This window comes from Legionella lytica (assembly GCF_044626755.1).
Classification (GTDB): domain Bacteria; phylum Pseudomonadota; class Gammaproteobacteria; order Legionellales; family Legionellaceae; genus Legionella; species Legionella lytica_A.
The window spans coordinates 1-17,020 of record NZ_JBGORX010000015.1 but is presented as its reverse complement, the minus strand read 5'-3'; the positions used below and the strand labels follow the sequence as shown (position 1 = coordinate 17,020).

Genomic DNA, 17,020 nt, shown 5'->3' with positions numbered 1-17,020 from the left:
TATGGATTCCCAATCAGTTGCAGCATTTGTGTCTCTTATGGATTCCCAATCAGTTGCAGCATTTGTGTCTCTTATGGATTCCCAATCAGTTGCAGCATTTGTGTCTCTTATAGATTCTTTATCAGTTGCGATATTTGTATCTCTTATAGATTCTCTATCAGTTGCAGCATTTGTGTCTCTTATAGATTCTTTATCAGTTGCGATATTTGTATCTCTTATAGATTCTCTATCAGTTGCGATATTTGTGTCTCTTATGGATTCCCCATCAGCTGCAGCATTTGTGTCTCTTATGGATTCCCTATCAGTTGCGATATTTGTGTCTCTTATAGATTCCCCATCAGCTGCAGCATTTGTGTCTCTTATAGATTCTCTATCAGTTGCGATATTTGTGTCTCTTATAGACTCCCCATCAGCTGCAGCATTTGTGTCTCTTATAGATTCCCCATCAGCTGCAGCATTTGTGTCTCTTATAGATTCTCTATCAGTTGCGATATTTGTATCTCTTATAGATTCTCTATCAGTTGCGATATTTGTATCTCTTATAGATTCTCTATCAGTTGCGATATTTGTATCTCTTATAGATTCCCCATCAGCTGCAGCATTTGTGTCTCTTATAGATTCTCTATCAGTTGCGATATTTGTGTCTCTTATAGATTCTCTATCAGTTGCGATATTTGTGTCTCTTATAGATTCTCTATCAGTTGCGATATTTGTGTCTCTTATAGATTCCCCATCAGCTGCAGCATTTGTGTCTCTTATAGATTCTCTATCAGTTGCGATATTTGTGTCTCTTATAGATTCCCCATCAGCTGCAGCATTTGTGTCTCTTATGGATTCACCACCAGCTGCAGCATTTGTGTCTCTTATGGATTCACCACCAGCTGCAGCATTTGTGTCTCTTATAGATTCCCTATCAGTTGCGATATTTGTGTCTCTTATGGATTCTCCATCAGCCGCAGCATTTGCGTCACTTATTGTCTTGCCTTCAGAGGTAGGGGATCTACCTTTTATGGGATCCGCTTCTATTTCCATCGCATTTTTTAAATCTTGATATGGCATGATCTCGTTTAAAGGCTTTTTTGTACTTTGGTACTCAATCTTCAAATCAACAACGTTTGGTGTATTGTAAGGCCGAGGAGATGCATCATCCTTAATATAGTCATCATAAGACTGCATTTTAGCTCTAATTTTCTGCTGCTTCATTCCACGTTTAGCTTGCTGATTCAGCATGTCTTCAAGCTTCATATAAAATTCCTATATTAGATTACAGTCTCTTCAACTTCTTTGACTAAAGAACCTTTTCCTTTTGTTACCCAATTGGAAAGGCCCGTTAGTTCGGAGATTAAAGCGAAGCAATCTTCCTTTGCGGTAGATTTATTTGCATCAAAAATATACTCCCCGTCAGCTTTTGTGTTCTTAAATGCTGTATTTGTTCTAATAACAATAGGTAATAAATTTTCTTTAAGATTTTGTCGCTCACTAATAGATCCCATAATATTAAGGCTTAATTTTTCACGTGCATCATATTTATTAAATATGATTTTATAATTTATCTTCATAAATAAATTTTTAAATGACCGTTCTATTTTTTCAATTTCAGATACCGTCATCACAACACCATCAAAAGAATCAATATCAGCATTGATTGGTATTAAATTTTCTGTAGCAAAACAAGAAGCGCAAACAGTAATTTTGTGAATAGAAGGAGGGCAGTCAATTACGATCAAATCATATTTATTTTTAATCGGCTCTAACATTTCATCGAAATAATTAGTTATATTAATTGTCTGCTTAGAATTTAAAACATGCTCCATCTGGGAATTATCCAAAGAAGATGGAAGTAAATGTAAATTTGGGGTTACAGGAACAATAACCTCAGAAATTTTCTTGTCACCAATAATTGCATGATAAAGAACCGGCTGTCCATGTCTTTTCATATTAAAAGACTGAGTTAAATTGGCTTGCATATCAAGATCGATAGCTAAAACCTTATACCCCAATCTGCTTGCACCCTCTGCAAATGCTGTAGCTATAGATGTCTTTCCGATCCCTCCTTTCATCCCAAAAACATTTATAATAAGTGGTTCATTTATGTGTCTCTTAAACGTATAACCTCTTATCTCAAGAATTCTCCTAACAGTATCAGGAGGTAATGCATTTTTATTTCCAACAGGAACGACAGGAAGAGCATGCTCTTTTATTATTTTGTAAATAAGATGTGGTGAGACATTAATTAAGGATGAAAAATCTTTTGTACTTATTGTTTTCATGTTATTCCATCAATATAAAATATATAGAAACAATATATAAACAATAAATTACATAGTCAACGATTTTAATGGATTTCGTCAATAATCGTTGATAAAAGACAATTCCATCCCTTTACAAAAAAAATATTTTTCGTTTTTTTTATATTATTTTATTAACTATATGTGTCCCTTTGTTTTTTAAAACGTAGCTCTTTTGTGTCTCTTATCTATTTCCGAGCGTTTGTATTTGTGTCTCTTATCGGATGTTAAAAAAACTATCTTCTCGTTAGTTTAAATGAAAATAGCCGAATAATCTTAAAAGATTTGTGTCTCTATTTGAACTTAAAAAAGTAGTTTTTTGTGTCTCTTATAAAAATAAAGGTGAGTTTTTTTGTGTCTCTTATGCAGATAACTTCTGAGTAAATGCAGTAGCTATAAGGGGTTGACATCTTATGGGGGAAATTTTAAATTCAAAAAATATACATAAAAACACCAATAAACTTTTTTAATAGAGTTTAATTAAAATAAATTTAGTATGAGGGCGCAATGAAATAAACAAAAAAAGGGCTATAAAAAGTTGGCAGACTTTCTATAACCCATTAAATCCTAGTGATGAACAAAACTAGAACTAAAATCTTTCTTACTAAATGAAGATTTATTTAATCAATTTCATTCTAGCTTTGTTCCCCAAAAAAAACAATAAGATAAGGATATTTATCAATGGGGAATCTTTGTTCGATTTTTCATTCAAAATATAAAAATCTCATTAAAGTTATTCCGTGTGCCCGCAAAGCTCACTTAATGGATTACATTCTTTTTGGATGGCAATCAAGTACATATAAACTAAAAAACTCAAACAAAAAATGGTTTATGAAATCGCAATCAGAAATAGTTGAGGATACTGGTATCGCTCTTAGTACCCTTCAATCGTATCTAAAACAATTTGAATCCGAGGGATTGATTGAAAGACGCCAAGCCCTTTACTCAAGGACTACTGAAAATAATGTATTTGAAGTAAAAAAAGGAGCCTATATCTCTATAACAGAAAAATTACTTACTCTTCTGACGGGAAACCACAACCATCAGGATAGTAATACATCTCATCATCAACATAAGGTATGTACAGATTCAAAAAACAACCCGCTTAGTGAAGTTTCTAGCAACGACAAAATCAAAGCAAGCTGTGCAAATACTAATAATATCAAGGGGATCGAAAACTTTGATTTAAGGGGATTATATATAAGAGATCTTTATACATCCCATAAAAATAATATTAGATTTAAAAAGCGTATACCTTTTGTGGATAAACCAATTCTTAGTCGGCTCATTAATCAACATGACATCATACAAAAATATGTAGAAACTCAAATCAAAGAAGAAATACCTGTTGAAATTAAGAATTTAATACTAGGTACTTTTTTTAATTTAACGTTTGAGCATAAAAAGCAATTCTCATCACCCGAACAGGTTGTAGCTGAATATCTATTTTCTCTAATTAACACGGATTTTTGTTTACCAGCAGTACAAGATTTTAAACATCGGAATGATATTCTTTCTAAGCTCATCAGGAACAATAATTGGCGCACACCCAAAGGTTTTTACAAGCACTTTTATTTGGGCTCCAATTTTAAAGACAAAAAAGACGTACGTGAAAAACAATGGCTCGAGATAAAAGAGCGTGAAATGAAACAGCAACCTAATGAGTTAGTCTTATCTCAACACGATGCTGCTTTAGATAGGGTAGAAACACAAATAATGGAAAAGGGCAGTTTAATTGAAGAATTAACTCAAAGTATCTATCAACAAAAAACAAAAGAGCAGATTTCCATTATAAGAGCCCAAATCCACAAAATAAGAGTTGAACTCAATGTTTTATATGATGAACAGAGAACCATTGAGCAAGCGATAGAAAAAGAAGAGGGGGACGCAATAAAGTTGTGCGCATAATTAGTAATTATCTATGGTGCATATTGCAGGTTTCGTCATCAACAAAATAGTACAGTGAAAGGTAACTCCATGTTTTTAAATGCGTTTAGGGAAATTAAGAAGTTGAGTGCTCTTGGGTGTTAATGAATGCGCAACCAGCCTTCAATATAGGTGTGTGTTTCTTCAATTACGGTAATTGCTTGCTGATAGAGTGCTGAAAATAAGGTGCGTTCCCCAGCCTTCCAATAGCGCTCTACATACTGGCAGGCATATTTCAGGCGATGAGTCCCTAAATACACCGCCCCACCTTTTATTTTATGGGCTATTTGTTCCACCAGTGGGAAATTCTGCGCTGTAAATGCCTGTTTCATTTGTGCTAAATCATTGGGAAGCTCTTGGTGCAATAATTCCAGCATACTTTTTACCGTATCGATGGTGGCGCAATTGCGCAGGGCTTCTGCCTCATCGAGGAGCGAGAATTGATTTAAATGAAACAGCTCCTCATCATTATCGGGTAAGTCTTGGCGGATCATGGACGCACTATGGATGGGTTTTTCCAGCGGCGATGGAATAAATGAGTGAATCACTTCGGCTGCATTGTTTTGCGTCAGTGGCTTGGTTAATACGGCATCCATTCCTGATTCGATGCAGCGTTGTTTGCTTTCATCAGCCCCATGAGCTGTGAGGGCAATAATCGGGATGTGGTGCTCGGAGTTGATTTGGCTACGAATGTATTGGGTTACTTCATATCCGTCCATGCCTTCGCCTAAACCGATGTCCATAAAAATCAAATCATAATCCATTTCTTTGCACAGGGTTATGGCATCAAGGCCATTGGCTGCAATGTCTACCTGGCACTGTAGCGAACCAAGAAGGCTTTTCGCCACAGTTTGTGCGATGAAATTGTCTTCGACCACGAGTATTTTATGTTTTGTGGAAGCCTCTAAGCGAGGCGCGCTGAGTTCACCGAATACAGGGATGGGGGTAAGTATGGGTTTTGGAGGGGTTAACCGTGCTTTCTCCACCCCTGACTCATCATCAAGCAAGGGTTCTTGCAATGGAATTAAGCAGGTAAATACAGTTCCTTTTCCGGCCTCACTCGTCACATAAATTTCACCCTCCAGCTCTTCTATAAATTGTTTGACGACGTAGAGCCCGAGCCCTGCGCCTTTGTAAATTCCTTGATATGAAGGAGTGAGTCGCTTAAATTGCAGGTATATTTCTTGTTGCTTGTCTTGCGGAATCCCAATGCCTGAATCCGTCACGTTAATACGCAGTACTAAATGGCGATGCTCTTTTTTGGCAAGTTCTACATGAAGAGTCACAAACCCAACATTTGTAAAATTTAAGGCATTCCCGATAAGCTCTAAGACAATACGATGGACTCTAATTTTATCGCCAATAACGTAGCGGGGGACTTTTTTATCCATTGAGAGTGAGAGCTCGAGTTTTCTCTCTTTTGCTTTGGCCTCATAAAGCGAAATAACTTGTTCAAAGGTGTCGATGAGGTCGAATTTGCGTTTTAACCTGGGGATTTCTCCGGAGCCAATTTTAACCGCATCCAGAACTTCATCCATGAGATGTAATAAAGCGTGACTTGATGCCACTAAGTTATCCGCATACTCTTTAATGCGTGGCTCGTTGGATTCTAATTTTAAAATCTCAGAAAATCCCACAATTCCTGACAGGGGAGTACGGATGTCATGGCGCATGTTGGCAAGAAATTCGGTTTTCGCACGATTTGCTGCAAGCGCTTTATCTTTTTCTTTAATTAATTGTTTTTGTTTCTTTTTCAGCAGCAGCTCTGCTTTTTTGCGTTCGGTGATGTCAATGGATATGCCAATGATACCCAGTATGTTTTTGTCTTTGTCATACAAAATTGTTTTTTTGGTATGGAATACCCTTTTGGATGAGGCAGTTAAAGGCGATTCTTCGCCCTCAAAAAGGCCATTTTTTAAAACACTGCGATCGATTGCCTCTAATTTATCTGCGATTTGCCACCAGGGCATTTCGCGGTCGGTTTTCCCGATAATATCTGTTCGATGTTTAAATCCACTCATCTGCACCATGTAGTGATTGCAGCCTAAATATCGCCCATCAAGGTCTTTCCAAAAGATGCTGGCATCAATGGTATCAATAATTAAGTACAGTGCTTCATGATTTAAACTCATCGTTAAACAGTACTCCATCCGTTAGCACATGCTGTTTATGAACTGATAATTCGATAAATCCTTGGTTTTCGGCAATTAATTCACATCCTATAGAATCAGTATAGAGATAATTTATGAATTCTGGAGTCTGGTGGTAGGTAAATAAGGAGGATTCCACACCCAAAATGGAGGGGGTATCCATGAACAACGGCATCTCATCTAAAATGTAGCGCACGGCAATATTTTCATTAGCTTGATGAGGATCTTTAATGCTTTGGCCATTTAAAACCCATCCGGTGCATTGATCGCATTCGTCGCGAAAGGCTTGATGGGTGTGATAAAGCGTATAACAGTGGTCTTTTAATTCAAGGTATCGCGGATTGGTTTCTAAAACCCTCATATCAATCATGAGGTCGGCGGTATCTATTCCTGAGATTTGATGGCGAGCTAAAGCGCGTGCCACCTTATTTTTCAAATAGGCTGCTTGTCTTTTGGTTTTTTGTCGTGCTCGTGCTTCGTCATAGCCCAATGCAAGAAATGTATAAATGGGCAATGTATCTGGAATAAAAATATGAAATGAAGAAAAGGTCGCTTTCGCCCACTCAATCCAAAGACCGATGGCTTCTTCAGAGAAGTGACTATTAAAAGGACTGATTCCTAAGAGCGCATGTTCTTTTTGAGAATACAACTGACTGCTTACCTTTGATACAGGCTGGGGGTTCATCCGTACAGTTCTGTATTCCATTCAGACCTCTTAGTCACTTAAAGGAGGGTAATTATATTAAAATTGCTCTTATTGGTCAAATTAAATTCTCTTTTTGTAAGGAATAGGGCGCGCTTGAATTCCCACTCTTTAGGTTGCTGCGAATCTGAGGTTAGGATACTATCCCTTTCGGGGCTGTAATACCACACGGACTTTTGAACATGTTATTTAAAGGGCGTACGTGTTGCAAAAAAATTGATGAACGTTTCCGCCATATGGAAGCCGAACTTTATAATCTTTGGCCTGAATCGGGTCTTGTCAATCAAGCACGTTCTAATTATCGCTTTGGGATGGTGCCAGGTCAGGAAGATTATTTTGGGTGTTCGATTAAAATTGATAAAGCAACTCGACGAGTTGAGCCTTCAGATGTAGCGAAAGGTGTGGTTGCTCGGGCTTACTTGTTTATGTCGGAACATTACGCGCTGTCATTAAGTAAACAGCAAGAACAACTATTTCGAGCATGGAATAAACAATTTCCACCTACCCCGTGGGAGTATCAATGGGCCAGCCAAGTGGCTCAAATTGAGGGATACCCTAACCCTTATATAACCCAATGGACAAAACAATCTACTTAAGTAACACGATAATAGAGACAGTAATGGCCACCTAGTGGCCTTTACGCTAACATTTCCTGATTAGATGGACTTAGGTCAAGCACTAATCTGCTTTGGTTAATACACAGGGTCCATGGGATGAATAAGCGGTTTCTTGAAGTGTGAGCGTGGTTCCGTCTTTAGTCAGCATACCATGAAAAGATGTTGTGATTAGGCTGCTGTTTTCTTCGGATGTGCCTTGTTGCGCTATGGATTCATAGTTAAATAGAATTGAATTGCTATCCAGAACGTGCACTCGTTGAATTATTGCCTCTCTTTTGTTGAACGTGTTGCTGGTTTGAGAGGACAATTGATTCAAATTCAGTACTAACACTTCCTTTTTCTGGTGATTAAACATGAGGGCTATTTGGTTCGGGTTTTGCGTTATTGTAAGTCGAATCTTTTGGCTTGTCTCACCTTCATTGCCCCTCGTACACGAACCCACCCATTTCCCGGAGAAATCATTCAGTTCAACAGGATGCTCTTGTGAGGCGAGTGCTTGAGGAGTGGGGTATTTTTTATAAATAGGTAGCGCAAAAGTCGGTGAGGCCATCATTGATGCAATGATTAAAAATGTTAATTTTTTCATATATTCTCCATATGTTTCGATTGAATGCTGTGAGCTTTAATGTGATTTTCCTAAACCTAAAACTCAGTTCCTGATGAAATTGCGGGCAAACGTTATCCCTTATCTTAAATGATGGCAATTTCATTCCCCTACCATTAATTCTCCAGCCGTAAGTATTCCGAACTATACTCAATGTATCTTTTCAAAAGGTGAAATGCATGTGTGGTCGATTTGCATACGTTGCTTCTTATGAGAAGTTAAAGTATCAATTTCACTTATCTAATTCCGTTGAAATTACACCTCGGTTTAATATTGCTCCGGGGGCCGAAGTGGTGTGCTTGGTTAAAACCGGTGCGGGTGAATTGCACAGTGTGTTATTACATTGGGGGCTAATTCCCTCATGGACCACCGATAGGAAAAAATAGGAAGCTTGATTAACGCACGCGCTGAAACTCTTTTTGAAAAACCAGCATTTCGTAATGCCATGAAATCAAAGCGTGGGCTCATGCCAATGAGCGGATTTTACGAATGGCATGAGGAGAACGGCATAAAGCAACCCTACTTTTTCCATAAAAAAAATCATGATTTATTGGCAGTAGCCGCTCTTTGGGATACTTGGCAATCTCAAGACGAGGTGATTCATTCCTGTTGCTTAATTACTACAGAGGCCAACTCGTTAATGGAGCCCGTACATCATCGAATGCCCGTAATTTTAGATGAAGAGGCGCAAAACATCTGGATTGATAACTCACAGTGCGACAAAGAGAGCTTACTGGCATTGTTAAAACCCTATCCTTACGATGATTTGGAAGGATATCGTGTCTCGACCTTAATGAATAAAGCGGATTTTAACCATCCTTTAGCTATAGAGCCCTTGCCTCAGTAAAAAAAGTTTTAACCATTTTTTCCAATACTGCCGAGGACTTAACTCCTCTTCTGTCTAAAAGCCGAGTTTGATGGCTTTACAGCGAATATTTTCCTGCCTATGATATCTGTAACCAAAATCAAAAGTAAGAGAAATCATGTCGCGACGTGGTGGAGCAAGAGCGGGGTCTGGCCGCCCAAAAGGTGAGCCAACAAAAACAGTTCGCGTGCCTTTATCTTTGGTTGCTCAAGTGGAGCGATTGAAAGAGGGGTCTAATTATCAACTACCGGTGTTTTCAAGTAAAGTCCAAGCAGGTTTTCCATCACCCGCGGATGATTACATTGAGGGGTATTTGGACTTGAATACCCAGTTTATTCATAATCCGTCGTCTACTTTTGTACTGCAGGCGACTGGGGATTCGATGATTGAGGCGGGAATTTTTTCCGGTGCCTACCTTGTCGTAGACCGCAGTATTCCACCCACGGACGGGCGAATTGTGATTGCTGCAGTCAATGGTGAGCTCACCGTGAAGCGACTCTCAAAACGAGGAGGGCGGGTGCAGTTGTTGCCTGCTAATCCGCAATTTCAACCCATTGATATTACAGAGGACAGTGAGATGGTCATTTGGGGTGTGGTTACCCTAGTTTTGCACGAGCCCTTATAACATGTTTGCCTTAATTGATTGCAATAATTTTTATGCCAGCTGTGAGCGGTTGTTTCGTCCTGACTTGCGGGAAGTGCCTATTGTAGTGCTCTCGAACAACGATGGCTGTTGCATTGCGCGTTCCAATGAAGCGAAAGACCTAGGCATTGCGATGGGGGAACCCTATTTTAAAATTAAGAATTTATGCAAACAACATGGAGTAAAGGCCTTCTCATCGAACTACACTCTTTATGGCAACATCAGCCACCGGGTCATGTGTACAATTGAGGAATTCTGGCCACATCTGGAAGTGTATTCGATTGATGAGGCATTTATTGATTTAAGTAGCTTGCCGGTGGCACAGCATGATACTTTTTGCCAAGAGTTACAAAAAAAAATTCTAAGGCATACCGGAATTCCTACTTCCATTGGTATTGGCCCTACCAAAACTTTGGCGAAAGTGGCCAATCATCTATGCAAAAAAGTATTGAAAGTACCTGTATTTAACATCACCACGCAACGAGAAGCCTGGTTAAAAAAAATTTGCGTGGGTGATGTATGGGGAATAGGACGAAAATGGGAAAATAAATTAATTGCTCGGGGAATGAACACCGCATACGACCTAGCGTGTGCTAATCCTCACCATCTAAAAAAGAGTTTTAATGTGGTGATGATGCGTACTGCTATGGAGTTGCAAGGCATTGCCTGTGGCGGGTTGGAAGAGATTGAGCCCAAGCAAAGCATCATGTCCTCTAAAAGTTTTGGAGCGATGCAAACCGAGTTGTCCGCTATAGCCGAATCGGTGAGCAGTCACTGCGCCCGCGCGGTGGAGAAAATGCGTGGACAAGGATTAGTCGCGCAACGTATGTATGTGTTTGTGCATACGAATCGATTTCGTGAGGATTTAGCCCAGCACTTTCAAGCCATGGAGTTTCGATTAATTAATCCCACAGATGACGTGCGCTTAATCACTAAAATTGCCAAACGCTGCCTGCGTAGAATTTTCAAGCGAGGTTATTTCTATAAAAAAGCAGGGGTATGTCTGGAAGATTTAATTCCCAAAGACCCTCGCCAATTGGACCTGTTTCATCAGCCTTCGGAAGAGCAGCTTGAGCACACCGAGCAGCTCATGAGTGTATTTGACCGCATCAATACCAAGTATGGACGCAGTACCATTCGTCTCGCCGCTGAAGGCTACTCCAAACCCTGGGCGATGCGCGCTGAGCTTAAGTCGCCTGCGTACACCACCCGCTGGACGGATGTGCCGCAAGTTCGTTGTGGCGATGGGATTTAATCTGCATGACCTCTTTGCGCAAAATAATCCACATTGATATGGATTGCTTTTATGCAGCCATTGAGATGCGGGATTTTCCAGAGCTTGCGCATCGACCGATTGCGGTCGGCGGGGAGGCTGACCGACGAGGAGTCATTGCAACGTGTAATTATGCTGCACGCAGCTTTGGGGTTCGCTCGGCCATGCCCACTGCTAAGGCGCGCAAGCTGTGTCGCAACCTCATCTTACGTCCGGTGCGTATGGAGGTGTATCGGCAAGAAAGTGAGTACATTCGGGAACTCTTTGCCGAATACACTGATTTGATTGAGCCCTTATCTTTGGATGAGGCCTATTTGGATGTGACTGAATCAAGCCAGTGCCAAGGGAGTGCCACCTGGATTGCTCAAGAAATCCGGGCGCGAATTTTTAATGCACGGCAATTAACGGCCAGTGCGGGCATCGCACCCAATAAGAGTTTGGCAAAAATTGCGAGCGATTGGCACAAGCCCAATGGGCAGAAGGTCATTAAGCCTGAGGAAGTGGCAGCTTTTATGGTGGATTTGCCGGTGCGTAAGCTCTTTGGTGTGGGGCCTAAATTAGAGGAAAAGCTGCATGCGTTAAACATTCAAACCTGCGGGGATTTACACTATTACTCGCTGGAGAACTTAGTCAGTGCATTCGGTATTATGGGACATCGCTTGTATGAGTTGGCGCGAGGCATTGATGAGCGTCCGGTCAATCCTGAACGCATTCGTAAATCCATTAGTGTGGAAGAGACTTATTTGCAGGACTTGCCCGATGTGAGCACCTGTATTGCCGCACTTCCTGAGTTAATGACTCGCTTGGAGGGGCGTATTGAACGAGCAGGTCCATTAGACATCCATAATGTGTTTGTTAAATTAAAATTTAGTGATTTTCAACAAACAACAGTAGAGATGGTGCATGAGCGACTTGATGTGGCCGTGTTTAGTCAGCTGATTCACGAGGGATTTTTAAGAAAGAATATGCCGGTACGATTGCTGGGGATTGGGATTAAATTAAAGCAGCATCACATTCATGAAGGGATTCAGTTGCCGCTCTTTGAGTTCAATGAGTCCCAGGGTTTGTGATTTGTACTGTGAGAACCTCATTAGGGAGAAATCAATGGTCTCTGTTTTGTTATTTAAAGCGGAGAGTAAAAGAGACAATCGGTCATAATGGTATAGTTTGAAAAGCCGGTTACCCTTTGTTTTCAGATGGCATTGAGTTTGAATTAAGCAGCTTTCTATTTACGACGGTCACTCTTTTTTGGGATGATTGAATCATTAAGTGGAATTATATAAGCGTGAAATCATTTTGCTTTTCCGCCCCGCGTAAAAAAACGCGCTATTTTTCGTGCCATTCGTTCTTCTAGGAACATTATGCCCCTTGCTTACGACTTAATGTGCATCAATAAGACATCTCATTAACTTAACGTCATGCTGTGGAGCTTCTTTAATTAAAAAAGAGAGAGTGCTTTCTTAATTTTATTCTTCTTTATTATTCGCTCAAAGGATGTAGTTAGCTGATGTTACAGATATCTTTTTTTTTATTTAGGAAGGAAAGTACCTATAACATTAAAAAAATTAATAGTTTAAATATCATGTTGGGCTTGTTGATGATAGGACTTTACCCTTGATAAGGCATAAAAGACCGCTTTTTTACAGCGCTCACTTGAAGTTCCCTCAAATAATTGAGTTTCACTAAAAAGAGTCAAATGATTTAAGATTTTAAATCCCCAAGAGAAACAGACCGTACCGGGTTTAATACCATCCATACTTTCATCGCCAGTAATTCCAGTGGTGGCAATGGCAAGATTGACTTCTTCATTTTGAAAGACTCCCCGAGCCATTTCTTTAGCGACTTCTTCACTAGTTAGCGTGTATTTTTTAATAGTTTCTTCCTTTACACCTAAATGCTTTTGTTTCGCTTCGCTGCTATAGACTAAATAGCCCATATAGATACAATCACCGCAATTTCCATGATTTGCAAGGGTGCTTATGATTTCGCCTGCGGTACACGATTCAGCAGTTGCAAGCGTTAATTCATGGTTTTTAATGTAATTAATTAAATCATTTATTTGTTTATCGTCCATATCACACCATAATAATAGAATAGAGTATTAAGAGCGCTGCTATAAAACTCAAAGGACTTATCACTGTCCATAGTATTCGCTAACCATTCATTTGTATACTTTTTGCAGAGATGTTTTGCGCTCACTTTTTTGAATGCATTTAAAACGCTGAGCGAGTTCTCTAATTTGCGTTTCTCAAATTTTTAGAATATTTTATTTTTTAGAGTGGAGCATCCTCAGTAACTCAACCAACCTTTAAGGATTTTTGGTGAAAATAAATAAAATGGAATTGCAAAAAATAATTATTGAGACTTTAAAAGTAAGTTCTTCCTTTAATAGTGAGTATGAGTTAAGAAATCGAATCGATTTTTTAAAAAATTATGTGCGTTCAAATAGTCAAAAAGCATTAGTATTAGGAATTAGTGGTGGTATCGATTCAACTCTTGCCGGTCGTTTGGCCCAAATTGCGGTGGAGGAGTTACGGGCAGAGGCCTATTCGGCCTATTTTTTAGCCGTCAGGCTCCCTTATGGGACGCAGGTCGATGAAGAGGATGCTCGGGCGGCTATAGATTACATTAAGCCGGATCACGTTCTGAATATTAACATTAAAGAAAGTAGTGATGCGGTACTTAATGCGATGCATGATGCCTCTCATCTATTTTCATCCACGGCACAACAAGACTTTATTCTAGGTAATATTAAAGCGAGACAAAGAATGGTTGTTCAATATGCTTTGGCGAGTTCTCATCAAGGTTTGGTCATAGGAACGGATCATGCCTCTGAAGCCATAATGGGATTTTTTACTAAGTTTGGAGACGGTGCCTGTGATCTGGCTCCATTAACTGGCCTAACTAAAGGCCGGGTAAGAGAGCTGGGACGATATATAGGCATTCCGTCGGCGCTGGTGGATAAAAAACCCACTGCAGATTTAGAGAGTCTAGCCCCTCAACGGTTGGATGAAGAGGTTTATGGAATTACATACGCTCAAATAGATGCCTTTTTAGAGGGAAAACCAGTAGCTGACAGTGTTTTTGAGAAAATCATTGCAGCTTACTTTCAAAGTGAACACAAAAGGAACCAACCCATTACACCTTACTCACTTTAATAATTCTTGAGGTAGGGAGAAAGTTTTTGAGGGTGGAAAGAACCTTTATTCTAAATTCTTACGAAGCTATTTACGAGAAATAACGCCAATCACCTAAGGAATCTTATTCTCACCTCCAGGCCCTTCCGCAAGTGGACCCATTAAGGCAGATGGAAATAAATTATGATTGAACGCACTTTACAAAATCGAAGGATATAAAGCGCTCCATTTACTGCAAGTATAAATAAGAGGAAAGATTTTAATAAAATATATTAATACCTTCAGTCCAGAGGGACATAGGCAACTGTTCTCGACTCATTGCACATTAATAATGACTGTTCATAAAAAAAGTCATGGTTGAGCCTCTTATCTTCGGGTGCGCCAGTTGCTCCTGAAAAGAAGGATTGTTACTGAACATTAGCCGAGGACGGCTCAATGGAATAAAAATCCCCTATTCTGTTTTCCTAATTATGAGCCGTTTGATAAGCAAGTAGTAAATCATCTTTAAACGCGCAGCGCATCGCTTTGTCTTGATGGTACATTTTTGCCCTTAAAATAGCGGAGGGATGATAAGTTGCCATGATTTGATAAGAGGACTTATCAATTAAATTGCCCCTTTCTTTTTGTAAATGAAAGGAGGGGCTAATCAGTGATTTTGCGGCGGTCGCGCCAAGGCAAAGTACCACTTTAGGTTGTACTATTTTAAGTTCTGAGATTATCCAAGGATGGCATGCTCGTATCTCTGGAGCGGAGGGTGAGCGATGTTGTCGTCTATTGCCTATTTGCTCGAACTTAAAATGTTTCACACTATTTGTATAATAGATAAGCTCTTCATCCAACTCGAGCTCCTCTACTAATTGGTGCAATAAGCGACCAGCACTTCCTACGAACGGTTTTCCATATAAATCCTCCTTGTTTCCGGGTTGTTCTCCTACTAACATTAAGGGGGCATGAGGATTTCCTTCACCAAACACTGTTTGGGTGGCGTGCTTATATAAATCACAGCCTTTGCACTGTTGAGCGGCATTTTTCAACTTCGCTAAAGAGGTGGTTTGAGGGATGAATTCGGCAGCGGTCTTGTCCATAAAATGCTCCCTTATTGAAAGTCGATCACAAGCAATAACGAGTACCTATAAATCCATCTATTAATTTTAGCAGATACAGAAATAACCCAGTGAATAATCCTACTTCCAGCAACTCTTTAGCATTAGTTAATTCTCAATTGGCTATACTTAAATAAAAGAGATTAGGAGAACACTATGCGTAATGAACATCACGTCTTGCCTCATGCTGCAGGTGGGTGGGATATTAAGAAGGCGGATAATTCTCGTATAATTGCTCACTTGGATACTAAAAAAGAAGCGGTTACCAAAGCACGCGCTTTAAGTGTTCAAGAACAATCTGAGCTCATAATTCATGGTAAAGATGGAACAATTCAATCTAAAGATAGCCATGGTCATGATCCTCGAGCAATTAAAGGCTAAGTATTTTTGGTACTTCAGTAGAGCTGCTAACAGCTTCGTAGAGGTCAAATTGGTAATTGAAATCGCAACTAAGGTCCGACTTTGAATAGCTCTTATGGGACATTGAGAATTATGTGACGAAGGCCACCTAAGTGGCCTTCCAGCGGCCTGTGTCTTAATGAAAAGAACGTGGTCGCATTTTAATTATAGATATTAAGTCAAAATGTGTCAAATTTGATCGATTGGTGTTCGTGTGGGGGCTGTACGAAGTTTATGTGGTTAAATTGCATCACGTGCAGGTGGAGGATTTTACTTGTGAATATGAGGCGCTCTAAAAGTCCGTGGAGGAAACAAGCTCTTTACCGCCAAAGGTGATTGAAACGAAGAATAGATGAGTAGGCACTTGAACTCTTAAATGAGAAATATCTTACATGGAATTAAGCTGTTTAGTTACTGGCTAATCCAAAAAGATTCTCTATAATAAAATCGTTTGGCGCAGCGTCAATTGACAGGATGTCAGCCTTAAGGCCTTATTGGCCTAAGGTGTATTGTCGCTGTGCACAAGCACGACCAAAGAACCAGCATACCCCATTCTTTTTTTATTAGCCCTCTCTATTGCTGTATGTTGATTTTTTATTCCTCTCAAGGGTAACGACAAAAGATTCAATGTTCACGAGCCTTATCTCTCGTTTCTTGATCGCACAGGTATGGAGGCCAGGGTTGGATTAGGTCGTGGAGGGGGCCGTATTTGAACTTAGTTTTTGTATGCAGGGCGCTTACCTGTCTCCATATGGAATTGAGATTTGCTGTTTTGAATGAATGAGATGGCGAGTTGCCCTTTCTAAACTATCTCGTTTCCAAGGAAATTAATTCCGATAAAGCCTTGAAGACGCTCTCTTTGAGGGGCGCTTTGAACGAGGCACTAACTATTTTTCTGAGTGGGATGAATTTCTGATTCAATTAGTTTGGCTGACATCTAGTTCAGCCAGGGAAGACGTGTTGTTAAAAAGAAGTAAAAATTATAGATTTCATCCATTTCCATCTAAGCTTATAGAGGAGCAAGCAATTTAATTGATGTTTGTTAACTCAAGTCCAATGATAAGGAAATCCTATGAAAGCACTCTGTTGGCATGGGGCAAACTCTATTCATGTAGATAATGTGCCAGATCCCCAGATCATTAACGAATACGATGCCATAATTAAAGTAACCGCTACTGCAATTTGTGGTTCGGATTTACACTTACTTGATGGCCTGATGCCTACCATGCAAAAAGGAGATATTTTAGGTCATGAATTTATGGGCGAAGTAGTAGAGCTTGGTTCTGGAAAAAATAAACTTAAAGTAGGTAGT

At 39.7% G+C, this 17,020-nt stretch carries 15 protein-coding genes and 1 pseudogene; 9 read left to right on the top strand and 7 right to left on the bottom strand.

Annotation, left to right across the window (positions count from 1 at the left end; translation table 11 throughout):
• On the bottom strand, positions 1-1,245 hold a 1,245-nt coding region (locus tag ACD661_RS16660), incomplete at its 3' end, for a hypothetical protein (RefSeq protein WP_400188974.1).
• A gap of 14 nt (positions 1,246-1,259) precedes the next feature.
• Positions 1,260-2,270, bottom strand: a complete 1,011-nt coding sequence (locus tag ACD661_RS16655; RefSeq protein ID WP_400188973.1) for a ParA family protein — start codon at positions 2,268-2,270, stop codon at positions 1,260-1,262.
• Positions 2,271-2,969: 699 nt separating this feature from the next.
• On the opposite strand from ACD661_RS16655, the gene ACD661_RS16650 reads away from it, so the two are divergent.
• A complete protein-coding gene (locus tag ACD661_RS16650; protein ID WP_400188972.1) occupies positions 2,970-4,196 on the top strand; it encodes a hypothetical protein in 1,227 nt (408 codons plus the stop codon).
• Positions 4,197-4,315: 119 nt separating this feature from the next.
• Here the strand turns inward: ACD661_RS16650 and ACD661_RS16645 are convergent, their stop codons facing one another.
• On the bottom strand, positions 4,316-6,346 hold the full coding sequence (locus ACD661_RS16645) for a response regulator (protein ID WP_400188971.1): 2,031 nt from the start codon (positions 6,344-6,346) through the stop codon (positions 4,316-4,318).
• Positions 6,330-7,070, bottom strand: coding sequence for a tRNA-dependent cyclodipeptide synthase (locus ACD661_RS16640; protein ID WP_400188970.1), 741 nt, complete (start codon positions 7,068-7,070; stop codon positions 6,330-6,332). The genes ACD661_RS16645 and ACD661_RS16640 overlap by 17 nt, the downstream gene beginning before the upstream one ends.
• Positions 7,071-7,249: 179 nt before the next feature.
• On the opposite strand from ACD661_RS16640, the gene ACD661_RS16635 reads away from it, so the two are divergent.
• On the top strand, positions 7,250-7,663 hold the full coding sequence (locus ACD661_RS16635) for an endonuclease (protein WP_400188969.1): 414 nt from the start codon (positions 7,250-7,252) through the stop codon (positions 7,661-7,663).
• Between the two features lie 82 nt (positions 7,664-7,745).
• Here the strand turns inward: ACD661_RS16635 and ACD661_RS16630 are convergent, their stop codons facing one another.
• Complete coding sequence (locus ACD661_RS16630) at positions 7,746-8,270, bottom strand: hypothetical protein (protein ID WP_400188968.1); 525 nt, start codon at positions 8,268-8,270, stop codon at positions 7,746-7,748.
• Between the two features lie 197 nt (positions 8,271-8,467).
• On the opposite strand from ACD661_RS16630, the pseudogene ACD661_RS16625 reads away from it, so the two are divergent.
• From ACD661_RS16625 to dinB, 4 genes and pseudogenes are all read left to right on the top strand, one after another.
• Positions 8,468-9,135, top strand: a pseudogene (locus tag ACD661_RS16625) (SOS response-associated peptidase).
• A gap of 136 nt (positions 9,136-9,271) precedes the next feature.
• Positions 9,272-9,778, top strand: a complete 507-nt coding sequence (locus ACD661_RS16620) for a LexA family protein (protein ID WP_400188967.1) — start codon at positions 9,272-9,274, stop codon at positions 9,776-9,778.
• Between the two features lies 1 nt (position 9,779).
• Entirely contained in the window at positions 9,780-11,051 is a 1,272-nt protein-coding gene (locus tag ACD661_RS16615; RefSeq protein WP_400188966.1) for a Y-family DNA polymerase, read from the top strand.
• A 5-nt stretch (positions 11,052-11,056) separates the two neighbouring features.
• A complete protein-coding gene (gene dinB / locus ACD661_RS16610; protein WP_400188965.1) occupies positions 11,057-12,139 on the top strand; it encodes a DNA polymerase IV in 1,083 nt (360 codons plus the stop codon).
• A 503-nt stretch (positions 12,140-12,642) separates the two neighbouring features.
• On the opposite strand, the gene ACD661_RS16605 is transcribed toward dinB, so the two are convergent.
• Positions 12,643-13,143, bottom strand: a complete 501-nt coding sequence (locus tag ACD661_RS16605) for a CinA family protein (RefSeq protein WP_400188964.1) — start codon at positions 13,141-13,143, stop codon at positions 12,643-12,645.
• 247 nt (positions 13,144-13,390) lie between these two features.
• Here ACD661_RS16605 and nadE point away from each other — a divergent pair, with 247 nt between their 5' ends.
• Positions 13,391-14,227 carry an ammonia-dependent NAD(+) synthetase gene (nadE, locus tag ACD661_RS16600; protein ID WP_400188963.1) on the top strand — a complete coding sequence of 279 codons (837 nt, stop codon included), beginning with the start codon at positions 13,391-13,393 and terminating at the stop codon, positions 14,225-14,227.
• A 443-nt stretch (positions 14,228-14,670) separates the two neighbouring features.
• Here nadE and ACD661_RS16595 read toward each other — a convergent pair whose 3' ends face one another.
• Positions 14,671-15,291, bottom strand: a complete 621-nt coding sequence (locus ACD661_RS16595; RefSeq protein WP_400188962.1) for a UdgX family uracil-DNA binding protein — start codon at positions 15,289-15,291, stop codon at positions 14,671-14,673.
• A gap of 174 nt (positions 15,292-15,465) precedes the next feature.
• Between ACD661_RS16595 and ACD661_RS16590 the strand changes: the two genes are divergently transcribed.
• Both ACD661_RS16590 and ACD661_RS16585 read left to right on the top strand, forming a co-directional pair.
• Positions 15,466-15,690, top strand: coding sequence for a DUF2188 domain-containing protein (locus ACD661_RS16590; protein WP_400188961.1), 225 nt, complete (start codon positions 15,466-15,468; stop codon positions 15,688-15,690).
• A 1,090-nt stretch (positions 15,691-16,780) separates the two neighbouring features.
• A partial coding sequence (locus tag ACD661_RS16585; protein ID WP_400188960.1) for an alcohol dehydrogenase catalytic domain-containing protein occupies positions 16,781-17,020 on the top strand: 240 nt, incomplete at its 3' end.

Excerpts from the sequence above, each read along its gene's own strand:
- ACD661_RS16655 (WP_400188973.1), bottom strand. The coding sequence starts at position 2,270 with ATGAAAACAATAAGTACAAAAGATTTTTCATCCTTAATTAATGTCTCA.
- ACD661_RS16650 (WP_400188972.1), top strand. The coding sequence starts at position 2,970 with ATGGGGAATCTTTGTTCGATTTTTCATTCAAAATATAAAAATCTCATT.
- ACD661_RS16645 (WP_400188971.1), bottom strand. The coding sequence starts at position 6,346 with ATGAGTTTAAATCATGAAGCACTGTACTTAATTATTGATACCATTGAT.
- ACD661_RS16640 (WP_400188970.1), bottom strand. The coding sequence starts at position 7,070 with ATGGAATACAGAACTGTACGGATGAACCCCCAGCCTGTATCAAAGGTA.
- ACD661_RS16635 (WP_400188969.1), top strand. The coding sequence starts at position 7,250 with ATGTTATTTAAAGGGCGTACGTGTTGCAAAAAAATTGATGAACGTTTC.
- ACD661_RS16630 (WP_400188968.1), bottom strand. The coding sequence starts at position 8,270 with ATGAAAAAATTAACATTTTTAATCATTGCATCAATGATGGCCTCACCG.
- ACD661_RS16620 (WP_400188967.1), top strand. The coding sequence starts at position 9,272 with ATGTCGCGACGTGGTGGAGCAAGAGCGGGGTCTGGCCGCCCAAAAGGT.
- ACD661_RS16615 (WP_400188966.1), top strand. The coding sequence starts at position 9,780 with ATGTTTGCCTTAATTGATTGCAATAATTTTTATGCCAGCTGTGAGCGG.
- dinB (WP_400188965.1), top strand. The coding sequence starts at position 11,057 with ATGACCTCTTTGCGCAAAATAATCCACATTGATATGGATTGCTTTTAT.
- ACD661_RS16605 (WP_400188964.1), bottom strand. The coding sequence starts at position 13,143 with ATGGACGATAAACAAATAAATGATTTAATTAATTACATTAAAAACCAT.
- ACD661_RS16595 (WP_400188962.1), bottom strand. The coding sequence starts at position 15,291 with ATGGACAAGACCGCTGCCGAATTCATCCCTCAAACCACCTCTTTAGCG.
- ACD661_RS16590 (WP_400188961.1), top strand. The coding sequence starts at position 15,466 with ATGCGTAATGAACATCACGTCTTGCCTCATGCTGCAGGTGGGTGGGAT.